Origin of the sequence: Microcoleus sp. D2_18a_D3 (genome assembly GCF_036702455.1) — a bacterium.
GTDB lineage: Bacteria > Cyanobacteriota > Cyanobacteriia > Cyanobacteriales > Microcoleaceae > Microcoleus.
Genome location: NZ_JAUBTK010000016.1, coordinates 51,855 through 73,067, shown reverse-complemented (window position 1 = coordinate 73,067; position 21,213 = coordinate 51,855). Strand labels below are relative to the sequence as shown.

Annotated in this window: 18 protein-coding genes; 11 read left to right on the top strand and 7 right to left on the bottom strand. The window is 46.3% G+C overall.

Translation table 11 applies throughout. The features are described 5' to 3' along the window. Window positions 1–7: 7 nt before the first annotated feature. Window positions 8–1,660 (bottom strand): AarF/ABC1/UbiB kinase family protein, encoded by a 1,653-nt coding sequence (locus QUB06_RS10330; protein WP_333435225.1) that lies wholly within the window; start codon window positions 1,658–1,660, stop codon window positions 8–10. 316 nt (window positions 1,661–1,976) lie between these two features. Between QUB06_RS10330 and QUB06_RS10325 the strand changes: the two genes are divergently transcribed. Further along, window positions 1,977–2,564, top strand: a complete 588-nt coding sequence (locus QUB06_RS10325) for a Uma2 family endonuclease (RefSeq protein WP_333435213.1) — start codon at window positions 1,977–1,979, stop codon at window positions 2,562–2,564. Window positions 2,565–2,640: 76 nt separating this feature from the next. Here QUB06_RS10325 and QUB06_RS10320 read toward each other — a convergent pair whose 3' ends face one another. Then, on the bottom strand, window positions 2,641–3,702 hold the full coding sequence (locus QUB06_RS10320) for a mannose-1-phosphate guanylyltransferase (protein WP_333144091.1): 1,062 nt from the start codon (window positions 3,700–3,702) through the stop codon (window positions 2,641–2,643). 219 nt (window positions 3,703–3,921) lie between these two features. Further along, complete coding sequence (locus QUB06_RS10315) at window positions 3,922–4,533, bottom strand: thylakoid membrane photosystem I accumulation factor (protein ID WP_333435212.1); 612 nt, start codon at window positions 4,531–4,533, stop codon at window positions 3,922–3,924. 322 nt (window positions 4,534–4,855) lie between these two features. Between QUB06_RS10315 and QUB06_RS10310 the strand changes: the two genes are divergently transcribed. Beyond that, on the top strand, window positions 4,856–5,758 hold the full coding sequence (locus tag QUB06_RS10310; protein ID WP_333435211.1) for an undecaprenyl-diphosphate phosphatase: 903 nt from the start codon (window positions 4,856–4,858) through the stop codon (window positions 5,756–5,758). Between the two features lie 193 nt (window positions 5,759–5,951). Here the strand turns inward: QUB06_RS10310 and QUB06_RS10305 are convergent, their stop codons facing one another. The 3 genes from QUB06_RS10305 to QUB06_RS10295 form a co-directional block, all read right to left on the bottom strand. Then, the gene (locus QUB06_RS10305; protein WP_333435210.1) at window positions 5,952–7,154 is read right to left on the bottom strand and encodes a tetratricopeptide repeat protein; all 1,203 of its coding nucleotides are present in this window, start codon (window positions 7,152–7,154) and stop codon (window positions 5,952–5,954) included. Window positions 7,155–7,334: 180 nt separating this feature from the next. Further along, complete coding sequence (locus QUB06_RS10300; RefSeq protein ID WP_333435209.1) at window positions 7,335–8,129, bottom strand: tetratricopeptide repeat protein; 795 nt, start codon at window positions 8,127–8,129, stop codon at window positions 7,335–7,337. 39 nt (window positions 8,130–8,168) lie between these two features. Then, a complete protein-coding gene (locus QUB06_RS10295; RefSeq protein WP_333435208.1) occupies window positions 8,169–9,083 on the bottom strand; it encodes a tetratricopeptide repeat protein in 915 nt (304 codons plus the stop codon). Window positions 9,084–9,205: 122 nt separating this feature from the next. Between QUB06_RS10295 and QUB06_RS10290 the strand changes: the two genes are divergently transcribed. From QUB06_RS10290 to psbM, 4 genes are all read left to right on the top strand, one after another. Then, window positions 9,206–10,591, top strand: a complete 1,386-nt coding sequence (locus QUB06_RS10290; RefSeq protein WP_333435207.1) for a TIGR03279 family radical SAM protein — start codon at window positions 9,206–9,208, stop codon at window positions 10,589–10,591. Window positions 10,592–10,732: 141 nt separating this feature from the next. Then, the gene (locus tag QUB06_RS10285; protein ID WP_333435206.1) at window positions 10,733–12,577 is read left to right on the top strand and encodes a TolC family protein; all 1,845 of its coding nucleotides are present in this window, start codon (window positions 10,733–10,735) and stop codon (window positions 12,575–12,577) included. A 147-nt stretch (window positions 12,578–12,724) separates the two neighbouring features. Next, window positions 12,725–13,021: a 2Fe-2S iron-sulfur cluster-binding protein gene (locus QUB06_RS10280; protein ID WP_006631487.1), complete on the top strand. Its 297-nt coding sequence runs from the start codon at window positions 12,725–12,727 to the stop codon at window positions 13,019–13,021. 295 nt (window positions 13,022–13,316) lie between these two features. Further along, complete coding sequence (gene psbM, locus QUB06_RS10275; protein ID WP_015177760.1) at window positions 13,317–13,430, top strand: photosystem II reaction center protein PsbM; 114 nt, start codon at window positions 13,317–13,319, stop codon at window positions 13,428–13,430. A gap of 120 nt (window positions 13,431–13,550) precedes the next feature. Here psbM and QUB06_RS10270 read toward each other — a convergent pair whose 3' ends face one another. Further along, window positions 13,551–14,402 carry a universal stress protein gene (locus tag QUB06_RS10270; protein WP_333144098.1) on the bottom strand — a complete coding sequence of 284 codons (852 nt, stop codon included), beginning with the start codon at window positions 14,400–14,402 and terminating at the stop codon, window positions 13,551–13,553. Between the two features lie 144 nt (window positions 14,403–14,546). Here QUB06_RS10270 and QUB06_RS10265 point away from each other — a divergent pair, with 144 nt between their 5' ends. The 5 genes from QUB06_RS10265 to QUB06_RS10245 all read left to right on the top strand — a co-directional run bounded on the left by QUB06_RS10265 (window position 14,547) and on the right by QUB06_RS10245 (window position 21,194). After that, window positions 14,547–15,047 carry a thioesterase family protein gene (locus tag QUB06_RS10265; protein ID WP_333435205.1) on the top strand — a complete coding sequence of 167 codons (501 nt, stop codon included), beginning with the start codon at window positions 14,547–14,549 and terminating at the stop codon, window positions 15,045–15,047. A gap of 227 nt (window positions 15,048–15,274) precedes the next feature. After that, window positions 15,275–16,336 carry a DMT family transporter gene (locus QUB06_RS10260; protein WP_333435204.1) on the top strand — a complete coding sequence of 354 codons (1,062 nt, stop codon included), beginning with the start codon at window positions 15,275–15,277 and terminating at the stop codon, window positions 16,334–16,336. 23 nt (window positions 16,337–16,359) lie between these two features. Then, window positions 16,360–17,535, top strand: coding sequence for an ATP-grasp domain-containing protein (locus QUB06_RS10255; protein ID WP_333435203.1), 1,176 nt, complete (start codon window positions 16,360–16,362; stop codon window positions 17,533–17,535). Window positions 17,536–17,863: 328 nt separating this feature from the next. Next, complete coding sequence (locus tag QUB06_RS10250; protein ID WP_333435202.1) at window positions 17,864–20,995, top strand: right-handed parallel beta-helix repeat-containing protein; 3,132 nt, start codon at window positions 17,864–17,866, stop codon at window positions 20,993–20,995. Continuing rightward, window positions 20,952–21,194, top strand: a complete 243-nt coding sequence (locus QUB06_RS10245; RefSeq protein ID WP_333435201.1) for a hypothetical protein — start codon at window positions 20,952–20,954, stop codon at window positions 21,192–21,194. Before QUB06_RS10250 ends, QUB06_RS10245 begins: the two co-directional genes overlap by 44 nt. Window positions 21,195–21,213: the final 19 nt, after the last annotated feature.

Sequence of the window (21,213 nt, the reverse complement as noted above, 5' to 3'; positions counted from 1 at the left end):
TGTACAATCAACTCCGCAAACGGCCGGATCGCATAATGCTAATAACTAACCACAAGCCCAAAAAACTCGCCGCCCCAAACAAACCAGTGCTCAGAAAAGATAGTTGAGCAGTTTGTGCGTTAGAAGAAATAATTGCCGCCCCCACAATCAGCGAACCCACGACAATACTAAAAGAAAGCCGGTTCGCAGAATCCCCCAGAGTGCGGCGCAGCGGGTCGAGTTCTTTTAGGGTCAAGTTCCACTTCAAAGTTTCCGAAGTAACTCGGTCTAAAAGCACTTCCACCTGTCGCGGAGATTGCAAAGATAAGCTTTTGATATCCAGGGCAGTTCTCAGCAGAGCTTGGATCGGATCGTCTCCTAATAACTGACGCCGAAACATATCGGTCATCAGCGGTTTGACCTGCTCTACAATATTAAATCGGGGATTAAAAGAGCGCGCCAGTCCTTCCAAATTAGCTAGAGTTTTTGCATACAAACCGAGATTGCTGGGCAGTCGAATTTTATTTTTGCGGGTGATTTCCAGCACCTCATAAAAAATTTCCGACAAGTTCATTTGCGACAAGCTGATATTGTAATACTTGCGGAGCATTCGAGCCAAATCGTTCTCTAGATTAACTAAACTTGTCGGCTGAGCAAATTCTGCCATTTCCAAAGTTAATTGAGCGCAGCGCTGAGCATCTAAATCGACAATTGACAGCAACATTTCTGTCAAATTTTGCTGAGTTCGCGGGTCTAATCTGCCGACCATGCCGCAGTCGAGCAGGGCTATGCGGCCGTCTTTGAGATAAAATAAATTGCCGGGATGCGGGTCTGCGTGAAAGAATCCGTCTATGTACAACTGCTGGAAGAAAACGCGGCAAAGCAGGGTTGTAATTTCTTCGCGTTCGGCATTTACATCTCCTTTGTGGCGAATTCCTTGCAAGTCGCCTAACAAAATTGGGACTCCGTTCAGCCACTCCATTACTAAGAGTTTTTTTGTAGTCAACTCCCAGTTAATTTCTGGTAGGACAACTTGTGTGGGGTCAAACCATTTACTTTTAGATAAATTGCGGCGCAGTTCGTCTGTGTAGCTGGCTTCTTGAATGAAGTCTAGTTCTGCACGCAGGGCGATCGCAAATTCTTCAGCTAGGGCGACAATATCGTATTGTTGACCGAAGTCTGTGAGCATCACAAGTTCTGCCAAACCTCGGAGTACGGCGATGTCTTGTTCGATGACAATCTCAATACCGGGGCGCTGAACTTTGAGGGCGACTTCGCGGCCGTCTTTTAAAGTAGCTTTGTGGGTTTGCGCGATCGAACCTGCGGCGATGGCTTCGGTGTTAAATTTGGCGAAGGTATTTTCTAGAGATTGTGTGAGTTCCTGGCGGACGATTGCTTCTACTTGCGACCACGGTACGGGCGGCACTTCCGCTTGTAGCGTGGAGAGAGTTTCGATATAGCTGGCCGGCAAAAGGTCAGGACGGGTGCTCAGCAATTGTCCTAATTTGACAAAAACTGGCCCTAATTGGACGAGGATGTTGCGGAGAACTGCTGGAGTTGGGAGACTGGGTGCGTCGGTTTTGCGGCCGGTTAGGAGGCTTTTCATGTAGTCCCAACCGTTGCGGAAGACGACCTCTAGAATTTCTCCTTTGCGAGAATTGTTTTGAACTAGGCTAAACAAGGGGCCTCCGGGTCGATCGGGTTTAAGGGCTATATAACTACTAGGATAGCGCTGTTGACCGGGCTGACCAGTGTCTTGGGGAATAACTTGGGCGAAAGGGTGCGATTCCCTACGGGATAGCTTCGCACGCGCGTATTTTGGGGTGGGGGGGCGATCGGTCTTTGGCCGTGGCATTAATCCTCATGGTAATATACATTTAAAGCAGACATGATATTTTTATAATTAAATTTATTGACTTGAAAAGATGTGTCAAAGAATTGAATGAGTAAGTTATTACAAACCAGATTCTCAATGTGTTTAATACCGTATAAGAGACATGATTGCCATCCAATTTCCTACCAACTCGATCGAATTATCCATCAACTTAAGTGACGAGCAATTTTTTGAGCTTTGTCAGCACAACCGCGATTATCAATTTGAACGTACAGCATCAGGGGAATTAATTATTATGCCACCGACAGGCAGTGAAACTAGCAAGCGCAATATGGATCTATCGTATCAACTTCAAGCCTGGAGCCGGCAAAATAATCTAGGAGTTGCCTTCGACTCTTCGGGAGGCTTTACACTCCCCAATGGTGCCGATCGCTCTCCTGATGCCTCTTGGGTCAAAAAAGAACGCTGGGATGCTTTAACACCGGAACAAAAAGACAGTTTTGCTCCTTTGTGTCCTGCTGATTTTGTTGTTGAGTTGCGTTCTCGGACTGATTCCTTGAAAAAACTTCAAGAGAAAATGCAAGAATATATAGATAACGGTGCTAGATTGGGTTGGTTAATTGACAGGCAAAATCGGCGGGTAGAAATTTATCGCCCCGGTCAAGATGTTGAAATTATCGAAAATCCTGCGACTCTATCAGGGGAAGATGTACTGCCAGGTTTTGTCTTGGATTTAGCAGAAATTATGTAACATTCCGGGACGCAAAAAGTGAAGATCCAAACTATTGGTAGCGGTAAGGTACGCAGTGCGTACCCTACAGAATTAGTTACAATAAATCTTTCAATTTCTCATCTTCTCCCAACACCTTAATTACCTGTTTAATCTCCTGCGTCCTGTCCTTTTTCACAATCAAAGTCACATTGCCATCTCTGACAACTACCACATCTTCTAAACCAATGGTGACAATCACCTCATTCTCATCCGCTGCATAAAAAATGCCGCCTTTGGTGTCAATTCCGACGTGTTTTGCTAACTCGACATTTGGCTTATCTCCTTGCAGCAAACGACCGATCGCATTCCAGTCACCCAAATCGTCCCAGCTAAAGCCTACAGGCAAAACACAGGCTTTTTGCGTCTTCTCCATCAGCGCGTAATCGATGCTAATTTTGGGTAATTCCGAGTAAGCCTGCGCGCCTTTTGCTTCCAAAGCTGCCATCATTTCCGGTACATGATTTCGCAATTCTGTCAAGACTGTTCCGACTCGAAATACAAAAATTCCGCCGTTCCAACTAAACTTGCCGCTGGCTACAAATTCTTCAGCAGTTGTGCGATCGGGCTTTTCCGTAAACCTCGCCACCCGATAGGCCGGAAAACCCCCAAAACTGCCAATTTCCTCGCCTTGTTCGATGTAGCCGTAACCAGTCGAAGCATAACTCGGCTTTACTCCCAAAGTGGCGATCGCATCCTGATTTTTCGCCAACTCGGCCGCCGCCTCCAAAGTCTTGATAAACTCCTGTGGTTCCCCAATCCAGTGATCCGCCGGGAAAAAACCCACCACCGCATCCTCACCGTAACGCTTCGCAGTTTCTATAGCAGTCCAGGCCACCGCCGGCGCAGTATCCCGGCCCTCCGGTTCCGCCAGCAAATTCTCAGGAGGTAACAGCGGCAACTGTTCGCGGACTCCCGCAGCCAACATTTCCGACGTTACCACCCACAAATCGTCCCAGCCGTTACCTAATTCCAAAAGTCTTTCCGCAGTAGCCTGCAGCAAACTCTTGCCGCTACCGTCGAGACTCAAAAACTGCTTGGGCCGCTGCTTGCGACTCAGCGGCCAAAAACGTTCGCCTTTACCACCGGCCAGAATCACAGGAATTAAGGTTCTACTCATCGTTTAAAGTTTAAATAGTTCACGTCCATTTTGCCCTGAGACCCGATATGGTGTGTGTAAAGAATTACTGAGGCAGAATGACGGTTGACTGTTGACTGTTGACTGTCTCACCCTAAATGTAGGGTGCGCTGGGCGCACCTTACCCAATATAAAACAAAAAAACTCTCGTTAAGGAATCATTGAAAAGTGCTATAGCGACTAGCAATTAGCCATTACCTATTACTTCGACAATTCGACGTTAAGTTCGTTCACGACACGGCGTTTGAGCGGGATTGATTTTTCTCTGGGCAGCAAGTCAAATACTTTCCGAAAAGCATCATCTACCTGTTCAAAGGGTATTTGTCCTTTCTCATTAAAAACTACTTTTCCCGATTGGTCGAGGATGACAGTTTGAGGTACGAAACCTTCGTAATAATGGCTTGGTTCGGTGATTTCGGGTGACTGTTGCGGAGGCAAAGAGTCAATTGTTATGGGCATAAAATCGGCTTCGCGCCCGTAAAATTCCTGGAGTTGAGAGACGACGATCGCGTATTGCTTGGAGTCGCTGCTGTCGTCAGTGTAAAACACTAACAATACGGGTTTATTTCGTTTGAAAGAATCTGTGAGTTTGACTTTAGGAGGAACTAGGGAACCGTTGCCGGCGTAGAGGGCAAAGATTGTACCGTCATAGCGATCGTCGGTGAGAGTTGCCAAGGCTGGCGCAGTGCCGCTTAGCAGTATTAAGCTAAGTGCGAGCGCCACTGTTAAAAGACTGGCTGACAAGATTCGCCTCAGCCAGCGGATGCCTGAAGCTGCAGTAACAATCGAATTTTTGTTTTCAGGAAATATCATAGGTTATTGGCAGTTGCTGTAAGGAAAGCGGAATCAGATGCAAAAACTTTCCTAAGTTTATCAGCAAAATGTAGGCAAATGTTGTTGAGTAGGTTAAAGTAGTTTCGACTCGATGATCGTAAATTGCTGATACTTGCGATCGACAAGGCGATTCTACAGGCCGAAGATCACTATTTGCGATCGGCTTTTCAGGGGCGGACTGGAACTGTCCGCGCCACAATAAAATTTATTTGTGGTGGGGTGGGCTTCTAGCTTCCCAGAAGGGTGCAAGATATTAAATTCAACTGATTACTAGAAACTGACAACTGGGAATTTACAACTAATGATAGCTTTGCTTGACGCACTCCTCGCCCAAACGCCGGCTGCTGATGTTTCCGGGCCGGCTCAAATCAATCTGGTGCAGGCCCTTGTTTTAGGAATTGTACAAGGATTAACAGAGTTTTTGCCCATCAGCAGCAGCGCTCATTTGAAGGTAGTGCCGATCGCCCTGGGATGGGGCGACCCCGGGGTTGCTTATACTGCTGTTATTCAGTTGGGCAGTATTGTCGCAGTGCTTTGGTATTTCTGGAAAGACTTGACAAATATAACTGTTGGTGCTGTAGAAGCCGTGGTGCAACGCAACTACAAATCCCATGAGTTTCAAATGGCGGTGGCACTGGTTTTGGGAACAATACCTATAGTCTTTTTTGGGCTGCTAATCAAGGCATTGATTCCAGATTTTGACAACTCGCCACTCAGGAGTTTGGCCAGCATCGCTATTGCTTCGATAGTCATGTCGCTGCTGTTAGCAATAGCAGAAAAAACTGGCAAGCGCCATCGCACTTATGAAAAGTTAACTGTCTCAGACGGCATTTTTATGGGATTAGCTCAAGCAATAGCCTTGATTCCGGGGTGTTCGCGATCGGGTTCTACCCTAACAGCAGGATTGTTTATAGGATTAGAAAGACCCGCAGCCGCGCGGTTTTCTTTTTTATTGGGAATTCCGGCAATTACTCTGGCTGGATTAGTGGAATTGAAGGGTGCTTTGGGAGAAGGAATCAGCGATGCTGGAGTTGCAGCTTTGATAGTTGGAACGATTTCGGCATTTGTGTTTTCTTATTTGTCGATCGCGTGGCTGCTCAAGTTCCTGCAAACTCAAAATACCTGGGTGTTTGTGTGGTATCGGCTGGCTTTTGGTGTGGCGATTTTAACGGCGATCGCAGGTGGGGCTGTTAAAAATATTTAAAAGAGAAATTTGATTGCAGTAGGAGCGACTTATGTCGCTCTGAACTCGGTATAAATAATAACGAAAAAAAAATTAAATTGTCTGATTCCGATAATCTTTAATTATATCCCCGACTTCTTAAAAAAGTCGGGGATCGGGTATTCTATTTTTTAGCGATTAGTAGTGCGATCGACCTTTGGGAAGTTTTTGCAGTTTATTGAAGTTTCCGCAGATAGTTAAGGGCTTTTTGATAGTTATTTTTATCACCTTGCTGCTGAAATAAGTCTGCTGCTTTCTGAAAGTCTTGCATCGCCCCGGGCTTGTCTTTCCCTTCAGCGCGGGCAATTCCCCGGCTCAAGTAGGCACCGGCTAAGTTAGGATCGATTCGCAAAGCTGCGTTGTAATCGGCTACAGCACTTTGCGTGTCTCCTAAACGAGAGCGGGTAACACCCCGGTTTAAGTAGGCATTGGCAAAGTTAGGATTAATTTGCAAAGCTCGATCATAATCGGCGAGTGCACCCTGGCTGTCTCCTAAATCATCGCGAGCATTCCCCCGGTGGGTGTAGGCTTCGGCAAAGTTAGGATTGATTCGCACAGCTTCGTTGTAATCGGCTACAGCACCCTGGTTGTCTCCTGAAAAATAACGGATATTCCCCCGGTGGTAGTAAGCAAGAGCAAAGTTAGGATTAATGCGTAAAGCTTCGCTGTAATCGGCTACAGCACCCTTGTTGTCTCCTAAACGATAGCGGGTAATCCCCCGATTTAAGTAGGCACCGGGATGGTTAGGATTAATTCGCAATGCTTCGTTGAAATCCGCTAGAGCACCTTGATTGTCTCCTAAATCAGAGCGGTCAAGTCCCCGGTTGTTGTATGCAGAGGCATAGTTAGGATTATTTCGCAAAGCTTCGGTGTAATCGGCTACAGCGCCCTTGCTGTCTCCCAAACGAGAGCGGGTAACTCCCCGGTTATAGTAGGCAATAGCATCGCTAGGATTAATTCGCAAAGCTGCGTTGTAATCGGCGAGTGCACCCTGGCTGTCTCCTGAGTCATCGCGGGCATTCCCCCGGTTGATGTAGGCTTCGGCATAATTAGGATTAATTCGCAAAGCTTCGTTGAAATCGGCTACAGCACCCTTATAGTCTCCTGAACGATAGCGGGCATTTCCCCGGCCGTTGTAGGCTTCGGCATAATTAGGATTAAGCCCAATTGCTTGAGTGTAAGCGGCTATAGCGCCTTGATAATCTCCTTTATCATATTTTTCCTCTCCTTGAATCAAGAAATCCTCAGCTTTCGTCGCAGCCACCACAGACGCACTCGGAACCTGAACAGATATAGCGAAAACTGCGGTTGGTTGTGCGATCGCACTTATTGCAACTGCACCAATTAACGCGATCGGCAGTTTGTTAAAAAAATTCATTGATTTTACCTGGGAATAAAATAGCTTTGAAATTAAACATACTCGCCTTTCTACACTAATTGCAAGCGATCGACTGGGAGGAACTTCAAAGCTATGTTCTTCGTACAAACTTCGCTCAAATGGAAGGACAGAGGATTTGTCAGGTGTTAATTAGGCTATAGCGATTAGTAAGGTGGCAGTTTATTGAAGTTTCCTCAGAAAGTTAATGGCTTTTTCATAGTTATTTTTATCTCCTTGCTTCTGAAATAAGTCTGCTGCTTTGTGAAAATCTTGAATTGCACCCTGCTTGTCTCCTAATTCAGAGCGGGCCTCCCCCCGGTTGTAGTAGGCTTCGGCATAGTTAGGATTAATTCGCAAAGCTTGGTTGAAATCGGCTACAGCACCCTTCTTGTCTCCTAATTGAGAGCGGGCATTTCCCCGGTTGTTGTAGGCTGCCTCTAAGTTAGGATTAATTCGCAAAGCTTGGTTGAAATCGGCTACAGCACCCTGCTTGTCTCCTAAAGCACGGCGGGCAATTCCCCGGTTATTGTAGGCTGCGTCTAAGTTAGGATTAATTCGCAAAGCTTGGTTGAAATCGGCTACAGCACCCTGCTTGTCTCCTAATTGAGAGCGGGCATTTCCCCGGTTGTTGTAGGCTATGGCATAGTTAGGATTAATTCGCAAAGCTTGGTTGTAATCGGCGATTGCACCCTGGTTGTCTCCTAAAGTACGGCGGGCAAGTCCCCGGTTGTTATAGGCTTGGGCATAATTAGGATTAAGCACAATTGCTTGGCTGAAAGCTTGTATAGCACCCTGATAATCTCCTTTTTTATACTTTTCCTGACCCTGAATAAAGAAATCCTCAGCTTTCGTCCCAGTCGCCACAGTCGCACTCGGAAGCTGAGCAGATATAGCGACTACTGGGGTTGGTTGTGCGATCGCACTTATTGCAAATGCACCAATCAATGCAATCGAAATTTTGTGAAAGAATTTCATGGATTTTACCTGTCAATAAAAAAGGAGATTTGTTGCAGTTTATTGAAGATTTTTCAGATGGTTAAGGGCTTTTTGATAGCTATCTTTATCTCCTTGCTTCTGATATAAGTCTGCTGCTTTCTGAAAGTCTTGAATCGCACCCTGCTTGTCTCCTAAGCCACGGCGGGCAAGTCCCCGGTTGTAGTAGGCATTAACATGGTTAGGATCAATTCGCAAAGCTTGGTTGTAATCGGCTACAGCACCCTGCTTGTCTCCTAACCTAAAGCGCGCAAGTCCCCGGTTGTTGTAGGCCAAGACATAGTTAGGATTAATTCGTAAAGCTTGGTTGTAATCAGCTACAGCACCCTGCTTGTCTCCTGAGTCATCGCGGGCATTTCCTCGGTTGTAGTAGGCTTTGGCATAGTTAGGATTAATTCGTAAAGCTCGATCGTAATCGGCTACAGCACCCTTGTTGTCTCCTAATTTAGAGCGGGCAATTCCCCGGTTGTGGTAGGCTTGGGCATAGTTAGAATTAAGCCCAATTGCTTGAGTGTAAGCGGCTATAGCACCCTGATAATCTCCTTTTTGATACTTATCCTCACCCCGAATAAAGAAATCCTCAGCTTTCGTCCCGGCCGCAAAATCGGAGTTGGCAATCTTAGCAACGCTGTACTTTTGACTGTTGGTAAACTCTACAACTGTTAAGTCAACTTTTGGCAGTTTTTTCAAGGTAGCGTCAGCATCACTCCCCTGCTTCAGAGTGAATAGCAAAGTCCTATTCGTACAAGTATCATCTTGATTAACAGCAGCGCACACCACGGGTTCTGCATTCCGAATCCCAGTGCTAATATATTTGAGAGTACCACTGTTAAAAGAGGTATCATTTCCCGCCGGACTGGGTTGACAAAAAAGTACATTCGTGGTACAAAAAACCACTAACCCTGTCACGCATCCAGTCAAAATTTTGAATTTCATAAATATATCCACATTTTTGATATATCCTGTCACAGCTCAGCTAAATTCACAAGCCAAAACTAACCCTGATTCTAAAGGCGATCGCCTTTAGCAAACTTCAAGCAATAACCGATAATATAACCATGAGCGACTTATCAATCCGGCCCGCCCTAATCACCAAAGTTATCCCCGACAGCATCTGCGCCGAAATGGGATTTGAACCCGGAGACTCAATCGTCGCCGTCAACGGTCAAAAACCCCGCGACTTGATTGACTATCAATTCCTGTGCGCCGATGAATTTCTCGAATTAGAAGTATTAGACACTAAAGGCAAAACTCACAAGTTAGAAATAGAAAAAGATTATGACGAAGACTTGGGAGTGGAATTTGAAACTGCTCTTTTTGACGGACTAATTCAGTGCAACAATCGCTGCCCTTTTTGCTTCATTGACCAACAACCACCGGGAAAGCGGGAAACTCTGTATCTTAAGGATGATGACTACCGCCTCAGCTTCCTTTACGGTAGCTATCTCACTCTCACAAATCTGACTCAAAAAGAGTGGGACAGAATCGAACAAATGCGGCTTTCTCCTCTCTATGTTTCCGTGCACGCTACGGAACCGGAAGTGCGAATTCGGTTGCTAAAAAATCTCCGCGCGGGGAAGATTCTCGAACAAATCAAATGGTTTCAAGAACGCCGCTTGCAAATTCACGCTCAAGTAGTTGTTTGTCCTGGTATTAATGATGGCGAACATTTAGAACGCACATTGTTAGATTTGGCAAAGTTTCATACGGGAAATATTCCCACGGTAGCATCGGTGGCTGTAGTGCCGGTGGGTTTAACTCGCTTTCGCCCTGCTGAAGATGAACTAATTGCAGTAACTGCGGAAAAAGCGCGAGAAGTAATAGAGCAAGTGCAAAAAATTCAAGTGCTTTTGAGTAAAGGAAAAGGCGGCCCAAAAGCTAAAAAGCAGAATTCAAAATCGCGGTGTATTTGGCTGGCTGACGAGTGGTTTTTAATAGCGGGTTTAGATTTGCCGTCGGCTGCTGATTACGAAGATTATCCGCAAATTGGTAACGGTGTGGGTTCGATTCGCCAGTTTATCCAGCAGTTTGAAACGGCTTTTGAGAAGCTGCAACCGATGCCAGTCGAGCCTGCGCGCAAGTTAGTTTGGGTGGTGGGGAATGCTGTCGAAAAAGCTTTTGAGCCGATCGTACAACAACTAAACCAAATTCCCGGCTTGTCCGTCAACATGGCAGCACTGTGCAGCCACTACTGGGGACAAACTATCACTGTTACGGGTTTGCTCACCGGGCAAGATTTGCTCGAAGGTTTGCAGGGGCGAGACTTGGGAGATGGTATCCTGCTGCCGTCGGTGATGCTAAAACAGGGGGAACCGCGTTTTCTCGACGACATGACCCTCGAACAGCTCGCCAGCTCGCTGAAAACCCGGATTTTGCCGGTGAGCGGAGTAGAGGAACTAATCTCGGCGGCGATCGGTCTGGCAAATGCTGAAGTTAAATTCTAAATTTTGAATCGAACATTCAAAAGTTAAGATGAGTATGGTAATTGTGACTTGTAACCGTCGAGTTCAGGCTACAGACTAGAAACTTGAGACCTCAATCTTGCTCTAAAATTGTCTCTAGGATTGCAGAGTAATTAAAAAATTATGCGTGTTTTTCGTCAAATCATCGTAGTCGGAGTGGGCGCTGCAATTACTTTCAGCAACGCCGCACAGAGTGCTTCAGCACAGTCTCCGGCTCAATCTCAGGACAGTTTGGCCCTTAGCAATCAGCTCGAATTAGGGCCCAATATTCGATCGACCTCGAACACAGCGGCAGAATCAGCATCACAGCCCGAACAGTCGATCGCCCTTAACCCCCCAACCGGAACCGAGCAAGCATCAAAGCCTCAACAGGCTGCTCCGGCTTCCCCATCAACTCTGTCTCAGGCCGGTTCAACGCCTCTAAGAGGGTTGGAACCGACACAGACTCAGCAGCCTTCCCCGAACCCTCCCAACAATGTTCCTGTGCCCAGTTCCCCGGTACCAATTCTCCGGGGCACTCCGAACGAAAGTTTCCCCCCTCTCCCTCCGAGGGGCATTTTAGACACCAAGCCTCCGGCCTCCCTGGAACCCAACCCGAATCCGCTGAATTTTCCGGCAAACCCGGAGGATGTCAGGATCGAGCAAACAGAGTCAATTACCTTGCAGCAGGCGATCGACCTCGCGCGCCGCAACAGCCAAGTTTTGCAAATCGCCGGACAGCAAGTGGAACAAAGCAGAGCAGCTTTGCGCGAACAGCAAGCTGCTCTTTATCCAGACCTGAATTTTCAAATGGACGCCAGCCGGTCTGTGACTGCCGGCGGAGAACTCGGAGTCCGAGCTCAACAGCGCTTCAACAACTCTCGGGCTAACGGAACCGGGCAGCCCGCCGAGCAAGCCCGGCAAAATTTAGGCAGCAACAGTCTCAACAGCACTTTGCAGTTGAGCTACGACATCGATTTGTTCGGAAGGCGGCGCGCTAACATCCGCGCGGCAGAGGAACAGTTGCGCCTTCGGGAACTGGATGTGGAACGCCAAGCCGAGGAACTCCGCTTCGACACTGCTGAGGCTTACTACAACTTGCAAAACGCGGACGGACAAGTTGCCATCCGCCAAGCTTCGGTCAGAAATGCTCAGCAAAGTTTGCGGGATGCCGAAGCCCTGGAACGGGCAGGGGTAGGAACCCGGTTTGCTGTGTTGCAGGCTCAGGCAAATTTGGCTAACGAAGTGCAACAACTGTCAGTTGCTCGTCGCGATCAGCGAGTTGCCCAGCGGCGTCTGGCTGAGATTTTGAATGTCAGCCAGTCGGCGAACTTGACGGCGGCAGATCCGGTAGAGCAAGCGGGCTCTTGGAGGCTGTCTTTGGAAGAGAGTATTGTGCAGGCTTTTAAGAATCGCCCAGAGTTGGAACAGCAGTTGGTGCAGAGGGATATCAGCAAGCAGCAGAGGCGATCGATTCAGGCGGGGCGTTTGCCTCAACTGAGTGTTGGGGGTAGTTACAACGTGCTGGGACAAGACCCTGACGACCCCAACCCGTTTGCTACTCGTGGGTGGGCCGATGGTTATTCGATCCGGGCGAGTCTGACTTGGAGTATCTTCGATGGGGGCGCGGCGAACGCGAGGGTGAGACAGCGGGATGCTGATATTGCGATCGCCGAAAGTCGATTTGACCAACTCCGCAACCAGGTGCGCCGGGAAGTAGAACAAGCTTATTTTGGCTTAGAGTCGAGTTTTGAGAATATTGAAACTTCTGAGGCGGGGGTTTTGCAGTCAAGGGAAGCTCTGCGTCTGGCGAGACTGCGGTTTCAAGCTGGCGTGGGTACTCAGACGGATGTGATTCAGGCGGAAACTGATTTGACTAGGGCTGAGAGAAACCGATTGTCGGCAATTGTCACCTACAACCTGGGGCTTTCGTCTCTCCAGCGGGCTGTGAGCAATCTTCCGACGAATAACCTCTCGGATGCTCCTTGAGATTGAGTTGGGGCGATTCCCTACGGGAGAGCTACGCTTCAGGATATTTAATCACAAAGGCAATTAGACATCGGGGTATTAAACGTCCGACACATTAGTTAATATTTTGTAATAGAGTTCGATGTCAACTGCGTTAAGGAATCGGCAATGGCCAATATCAAGTTTGTGAAGGAAAATCAGGAAGTCATCGCAGCAGACGGGGCCAATTTGAGGCTCAAAGCTCTAGAAAACCGCATCGATTTGTACACATTTTCGGGAAAGCTCATGAATTGCGGGGGCATTGGTCAATGCGGCACCTGCATTGTGGAAATTGTCGAGGGCAGTGAAAATCTGTCGCCCCGCACTGACTTTGAGAACCGCAAGCTCAAGAAAAAGCCCGAAAACTATCGGTTGGCTTGTCAAGCTATGGTCAATGGCCAGGTGAGCGTGAAGACTAAACCGTGACTTTCAGAAGGCAGAAGGCTAGAGATGCTAGAGATGCAGAAGGAAAGAAAAATGCAGAATGCAATAATTGTGTTTTTTTTCCTATTTCACTGTATAATCACGCCTTTTGCCTGCCTAGGAAAAGAAACTTGGTTTCTAGGACAAATAAGAGATTGGGCAGCGAGGCATCCAGGCAGAAAGCGGGTTTCGACGCTTGTCCGTTAGCTCTTCTTCTGTCTTCGAGTTTGCCTTTTGCCTTTGAGTGATATCCTAGTTGTGTGTGTTTTTCTATTTTCCGATAGAGGCGAGCGTCTTCATGGAAGTTAACGATTTAGGGTTTGTGGCAACCATTCTTTTTGTATTGGTTCCCAGTGTTTTTCTAATCATTCTGTACATTCAAACAGCTAGCCGTCAAGGTAGAAAAGATTAGCAACTGCTGCTATTTCTCTCTGGCTTTGCTGCTTGCAAAAAAAAGCGCCAACAGCTTTTTGCTGAGGCGCTTTTTTTGTTAAATGTTGAGTGTTAGCTGCTAACTCTTAATGATGAGATTCTAGCCCACTGTGCGGGCTAGCAAGACGGGACAGTTGGCATAAACTCGCACGTAGTCTGATAGCGAATTTCCTAGGAGTCGATCGATATCCACAAAGTTTTTGGCAACATTGGGTCGCCGATCCGGGGAACCGATTACCAACAAGTCGGCATTCAAGTCGTCTGCAATCCGACAAATTTCTTCCCCTGGCTTGCCTGTAGCACTCACGCAGCGGTAGCTAACTCCCATTTGTTTGGTTAGTGCTACTGCTGGGGCCAATACGGGGTCTTTTTCAGCACTTGCTGTTAAATCTTCGCTGGCTTTTCCCGTCAAATCTTTGGTGACGTGTACTAAAATTATCTCTCCGCCACTGACTTCTTTGACCAAAGATAGCGCAAGCTGCAATGACTGTTTGGCAGATTCTGATTTGTCTACCGCCACCATGACTCGCTTGATTTTTTTGACGTAGATGTCGTCTTTTACTAACAGCATCGGTCGGGATGTTAGCTGGAAAACGTACTGGCTGACTGAGTTTTCCAAAATCGATTGCAGCCGTCCGAGTCCCCGGGAACCCATAATTACTAAGTCGGATTGTTCTTCTTCTGCGACTTGGCAAACTGTGGTTTTCGGGTCTCCCTGTTTGAGCCGGGGGTTGACTTTGCTGGGATCTATTTTCAAAGACTGGACTGCTTGTGCTAAAATCTTTCCTCCTTCTTCCAATTTCTCGGCCATGCCATCGGAGGTTACTTGGGGCGGCACGACGTGCAAGACGGTGACAGAGGTTTGTTGCAAGGAAGGGATGTCCATCAACATATTAAACATCTCTTCGCACAAGCCGCGACCGGCTACGGCTACTAAAATTTTTTCTATCATGGTTTTTTGGGCGGTAAAAACAGTTGAGTTTTCTTGTGCGACGTTAAACTAGGGCGTTGGTACTCTAGTTGCTTACTGTCAAGCATAAGCCTGAAGTTTGTCTTATGATTTGTAGAAATGTAGCGTTTTGGAACGATTTGTAAAGTGTTAGAGAACGATCGAACTCAACCAGAACTCGCACCGGCTGGTGCTATTCAAAATCGGCGCGGGATAGACTCTGAGGGCTGGTTTGAATATTTGGTGCGAGTGTACCCTCACCATACTGACTACAGCGGTGTGGTTTGGCACGGGACTTATATTACTTGGATGGAGGAAGCTAGGGTGGAAAGTTTGCGCTCTCTTGGCATCGAGTATGCAGACTGGGTGGCGCAGGGTTTGGAATTGCCCGTGGTGGAACTTTCGCTGCGCTACCACCGGGCTGTACAAATGGGTCAATCTGTGGCAGTCAGAACGCGGATGGCTGCTACCGAGGGTGTGCGGCTGCTTTGGGATTACGAAATTCGATCGGCTGATACTCAGGAGTTATATGTGACAGCACAGGTAACTTTGGTTGGTGTCGATCGTGACAAGAACAAGATTATCCGGCAATTGCCACCGGCGATAAAGGAGGCTTTGACAAGGCTTTCTGTTAAACCTTCAACCTAAGCTGCTGTTAACTATCAATTCTCGCCTCGTCTTGCAACAATGATGAGTGTGGGTTTGTTTACTGAAAGACTGTTTGTAAGGTGCGTCGCTCAAAGATTGTGGATATTATTTAATATTTTTGATGGCGACGCACCCTACAGATACTGTTGCATGAGTTTTGATAATTAGTATAATTATAAATTATACCTTCTGCTTTCTCTGTTTTGCCTTCATTGGAACTTTTAATAATGTCAAAAAAACTGGAATTGCCAGAGCCAAATATTGAACGTCAGCGCAATATTTTGGAAAAAACAGAGTTAAACTCTGCCTTAACAACTGAAGACAAAACTATTGTTTCGGGAAAGCCAGACAGTTTAAAAAACGGTGAATTAGCTGACAGTAAAGCCAAAATTTGGGCGATCGCATCGCTGTCGGCGGCGCTGCTAGCGGTGTCGCTGGCGGCGATTTTTATTAGGTTGAGCGAACGGGAAATCAGCCCGAATGCTACTGTTTTTAACCGTTTGTGGATAGCAACTGTGGTATTTGGACTGTGGAATGGTGCTGATGCTGCGCGCCGCCGAATGTCTGGGGCCCAAGTTAAAGAGCGATCGAACTACACTCTGCAGGATGTGATGCTGTTAATAGCCGTAGGCGTGGTTTCTTCTGCTTCTGTGGGTTTCTGGGCCTGGTCACTGAGTCAGACGAATGTCGCTAATTCTACTGTACTGCGAAACTTAACTCCTTTATTTACTACTTTGGGGGGATGGCTGCTGTTGGGGCGACGCTTTGACAACAGGTTTTTGGTGGGACTGGCGGTGGCTTTGTCTGGCGCAATTGCGATCGGAATCGACGATTTGCAAACTGCGGGAGACAATCTTGTCGGCGACATGGCTGCTCTTTTATCGGCGATGTTTTATGCAGGAAATCTGCTAATTTCAGAACATTTGCGAACCAAGTTTCCGGCGACAACTATATTGATGTGGCGCTGTTTTATGGGCAGTATCTTGGTTTTGCCACTGGTTCTGCTTGCGGGCGATCGAGTTTTCCCTTATTCTTGGCAGGGATGGCTGACTGTAATTGCTTTGGCCGTGATTTGCCAAGCTTTCGGTCAGGGACTGCTTATCCACAGTCTCGGTAGTTTGTCGTCGGAATTTGTAGCTTTTTTCCTGCTGCTAGAACCCGTAATTACGGCGATTATGGCTTGGGTGCTGTTTTCGGAAAGTTTGAGCTTGTTTAATTGGTTTGCTTTTTCTGTGGTTTTAGCGGGAATATATTTGGGAAAATCTAGCGGTTCGGTGGCTAAAAAATGAAACCAAAAGGAAAAAATACTTAAATGACTCCAACATCAATCAGCCTCAATAGCTGGCATTACGACTTTAGTTTGCTGCCTCAATATTTGGAGGTGCTGTTTGCTAAATTGCGGATTGCTGTGGTGTTCGGCGGCGACTGCGATCGCCCCGGCTCAGTGATTTACAAAACTCACAATCCCCGATCTTGGAAAAGTTACGAAGTAGTCGCCCGCGAGATTGCTAAAGCCTTAGCAGAAATTGGCTTTCAGCAAGTCTTTGTCATGCCTGATGACATGAATTTGCCGGAACAACTCAAACAAAAAAATATCCATTTAGTGTGGCTGAATACTGGCGGAGTCCAGGGCTACAATCCTGTTTGTCACACTCCCGCATTGTTGGAAATGTTGGGAATGCCTTATGTCGGTCACAATCCTCTAAATAGTTCAATTTTAGATAACAAACACGCTTTTAAACGGGAACTGCAATCAGTTGGAATTAAAACCGCTCCGTTTATGACTTGGCATCCTTCTCAAGGGATTTTGCAGCCTAATTTGCATCAGCGTTTTGCCATTGCTTTTGGTGACTATCAAGGGCCGTTTGTTGTTAAACCCGTATCGGGTCGCGCTTCGCTGCACGTTCATTTTGTAGAGAAAATTGAGGGTTTGTCTCAGGCGGTTTCGGAAGTTCACCGCTCCACTCACAATACTGCTTTAATTGAAAAGTATTTGCCGGGACGAGAATTTTGTGTTGCGGTTTGTGGCTATGTTAAATATGCTAAAGGCGGTTTCTCTAAAAATACAAAGCCTTTTGCTTTTTCCACGATAGAGCGCGTGTTGGAGCCTGACGAACCTATCTTTACTTCTATGGATCAAAAGGCGATTACGGCAGATAGAGGACGGTTGATGGGCGGTGAGGAACCAGAACTAAAACAAAAGTTAATTGAGTTAGCTCGAACAATTTATTGGGAGTTTAGTTTGAACAGTTTGGTGCGGATCGATGTCCGAAGTGATGCTGATGGCTCGCTTTATGTTTTGGAAGCAAATCCGAAACCGGATCTGAAACATCCAGGGGAAAATGTGACGAGTTTGGTAGCTTTAGGTTTGGCGGAATACGGGATGAGTTATAACGATTTAATTTTTAGTTTACTGGCGGATAGGTTGGATTATTTGTTGACTCAGCATATCGAAATTATTCCTCATATTGTGGATTTGCTTCATTAATCGGACTTGCAGGGTGCGCTGCACCTTACCTGTAACCAAAAGGGATTTGTAAAGAAATATAAATTCTCGATCCAAGTGAACACAGGCTGGCAAGTTGTGATAGTTTTGAGTAATATCAATTCCGGTTGCACTCCTCATGACAGTTGACAGTTGACAGTTGACAGTTGACAGTTGACTCGCAGTCGTAAAACTGAATGCTTGAGTGTTAACTATTGACTCGATTTTATTATTCCGATGCAACCGGAAACGATATAAGATAGCGATTGGTAGATGTCCATTTTTGGGTCTGCCTCAAAATAACTCAATTGATATTAATTAGATAAAACAAATGCAAGCATTACTTTTATTAATAGGATTTGGAGGCGGGGCATTCGTCTGCTGGCTAATTTTGAATAAGCGAAATTCACGCAATTTGGTGCGGATGCAGGGTTCGCAGGAGGCTATATCGAATTTGGCTGCTCAGTTGGATGCCCGAACTTCGGAATTGCGGCAAAAGGTGCAGAATGAAAATCAGCTAAATTCTGAATTGTCCCAGTTGCAAAGTCGGTTGGGGACTGTGACTAGCGAGCAAGAAGTGTTAAAAAATCAAGTGTCGGAAATGGAAGAATTTTTGGCAGGAATTGCCCAGGATCGATCGCAAATTGATGCTCTGATTGCTGATTTGCAGTTTCAGCTAGAAAATGCTCAACAAGCTGAGTCGCAGTTAGCAGAAGTGGCAGAACTTAAAGATCAGTTAGAAGTTGCGGAGCAGGAGCGATCGCAACTTAACGCTCAATTGCTGGAAATGCAAGCACAGTTAGAGGCGGTTGATGCAGAACGTTCTCAATTTCACGCTTTGCTGTCGGAATTTGAGAGTCAGTTGGAAACGGCTACTCAAAGCAGATTGCAGGTACAGTACCAGTTGTCGGAAATTCAAATTAAGTTCGATCGCTCCATTGAAGAGCGGCAGCAACTTCAGTCTCAACTGTCGGGTTTGCAAGCTCAACTGCAATTAGTCGAAGCAGAGCGATCGCAATTTACTTCGGAATTGTCAGAGCTACAAGCTCAATTGGAGAGTGCAGAGCAAGAACGCGAAATACTCAACTCTCAATTGCAAACCGCTCGCCAACAAGCAAAGCAACCTCCATTTGAATTATTAGAACTGCAAAGACAGTTAGAAGCAGCTAATCTGGAGAAAATGCAGTTAAACTCTCAACTTCATGAAGTACAACTTCAATCCGAAATGGTTGTTGTAGAGCGAGAGAGACTGCTGTCTGAGTTGTCAGAATTGGAGTCTCAGATACAGCGCAAGGAGGGAGATAGCTCGCAACTCCAGTCTCAGTTATCAGAACTGCAAGCTGAATTAGAAACTGCTAACACAGAACGATCGCACCTTTATTCTCAACTGTCCCAATTGCAAAGTCAAATCGAGACAGCCAACCAGATCCCAACTCAACTTCAATCTCAAATCTCGGAGTTAGAACACCAGTTAGAAAGTGTGCGTCAAACTCGCTCTGAATTAGAAGTTCAGCTAGAAACTGCTAACACAGAACGCTCGCAACTTTATTCTCAACTCTCGGAATTGCAAAGTCAAACCGAGACAGCCAACCAGAATCAAACTCAACTTCAATCTCAAATCTCCGAGTTAGAACACCAGTTAGAAACTGTGCGTCAAAATCGCTCTGAATTGGAATCTCAACTCACTTCTCAAATTTCCCAATTGCAAAGTCAAACCGAGACAGCAAACCAGAATCAAAATCAACTTCAGTCTCAAATCTCCGAGTTAGAACAACAGTTAGAAAGTGTGCGTCAAACTCGCTCTGAATTGGAATCTCAGCTCACTTCTCAAATCTCGGAATCCCAAAGTCAAATCGAGACGGCTAATCAGAATCAAACTCAACTTCAATCTCAAGTATCGGACTTAGAAAATCAGCTAAATAGCCTGCGTCAAACTCGCTCTGAATTAGAAGTTCAGCTAGAAACAGCTAACACCGAACGAGCGCAACTTTATTCTCAAATCTCGGAATTCCCAGCTCAAATCGAGACAGCCAATCTGAATCAAGCTCAACTTCAATCTCAAGTATCCGAGTTAGAACACCAGTTAGAAAGTGTGCGTCAAAGTCGCACTGAATTGGAATCTCAGCTAACTTCTCAAATCTCCCAATTGCAAAGTCAAATCGAGACAGCAAACCAGAATCAAAATCAACTTCTATCTCAAGTATCCGACTTAGAAAGTCAGTTAGAAAGTGTGCGTCAAAGTCGCACTGAATTGGAATCTCAGCTAACTTCTCAAATCTCCCAATTGCAAAGTCAAATCGAGACAGCCAATCAGAATCAAAATCAACTTCTATCTCAAGTATCCGACTTAGAAAGTCAGTTAGAAAGTGTGCGTCAAAGTCGCACTGAATTGGAATCTCAGCTAACTTCTCAAATCTCCCAATTGCAAACTCAAATCGAGACAGCTAATCAAAATCAAAATCAACTTCTATCTCAAGTATGCGACTTAGAAAGTCAGTTAGAAAGTGTGCGTCAAAGTCGCTCTGAATTGGCATCTGGGCTAGAAACTGCTAACAGAGAACGCTCCCACCTTTATTCTCAACTCTCGGAAACTCAAAGTCAAATCGAGACAGCAAACCACAATCAAGCTCAACTTCAATCTCAAGTATCCGAGTTAGAACACCAGCTAGAGACAGTTTATCAAGAACGCTTGCAGCTAACATCGCAAATTTCCGAAGCGGGCGATCGACCATTTGAGCATTTTAACTCGGAGTCACGGCTAATTAAAGCATCTACTTCAGATACCAAAGTTTTGAAAAGTCAAGGATTTGTTGTTTCTCAGCAGGGTCAAGGCGATTATACTACTATTAGCGAAGCGCTGAAAAATGCAGCACCCGGCACGCGCATTGACGTGCATCCAGGCGTTTACCGTGAAAGTCTAATTATCGACAAATCGGTAGAAATTATCGGCAGCGGAGAGGTCGAGCGCATTGTTGTTGAAAGTATCAGCTCAAACTGCATTAAAATGGCAACTGACAGTGCTTTAGTGCGGGGTTTAACGCTGAGTGCAACTGGGAAATATTACACTGTAGATATTCGCAAAGGCGAGTTAATCATAGAAGACAGCGATATCACTTCTGCGGACTATTCTGTGGTGGGAATTTGCGGCCCTGATGCAAATTCTATCCTCCGCCGCAGTCAAATTCATGATGGGGTATGGAACGGAATTTTTATATCGGATAATGGGAAAGCAACGGTGGAAGATTGCAGTATTTTTGACAACGGCAGTTTGGGAATAGGTGTCGGATTGGGAGGAAAATTGCTCGTGCGCCGGTGTCGGATTAATGGTAATGAAGGTGAGGCGATCGCTGTTTACAGAGATGGCATTGCTACCGTGGAAGATTGCGATTTAACGGGCAATGGTGGGGGTGCTTGGCGTATTGCAGATAACGGATACGTGCGCGGCAAAGGCAATCAAGAATAGAAGAAGGAAGTTCGGCAACAGATTATGTAACGGATGTAACGGATGTCAGGAAGAGGGAAGAAGGAAGTTCGGCAACGGATTATGTAACGGATGTAACGGATGTAACGGATGTAACGGATGTCAGGAAGAAGGAAGAAGGCAGAAGGAAGAGGGAAGAGGGAAGAAGGAAGAGAAAAGAGGGAAGAGAATTCCCAATTAGCGATTCCCAATCCCCGATT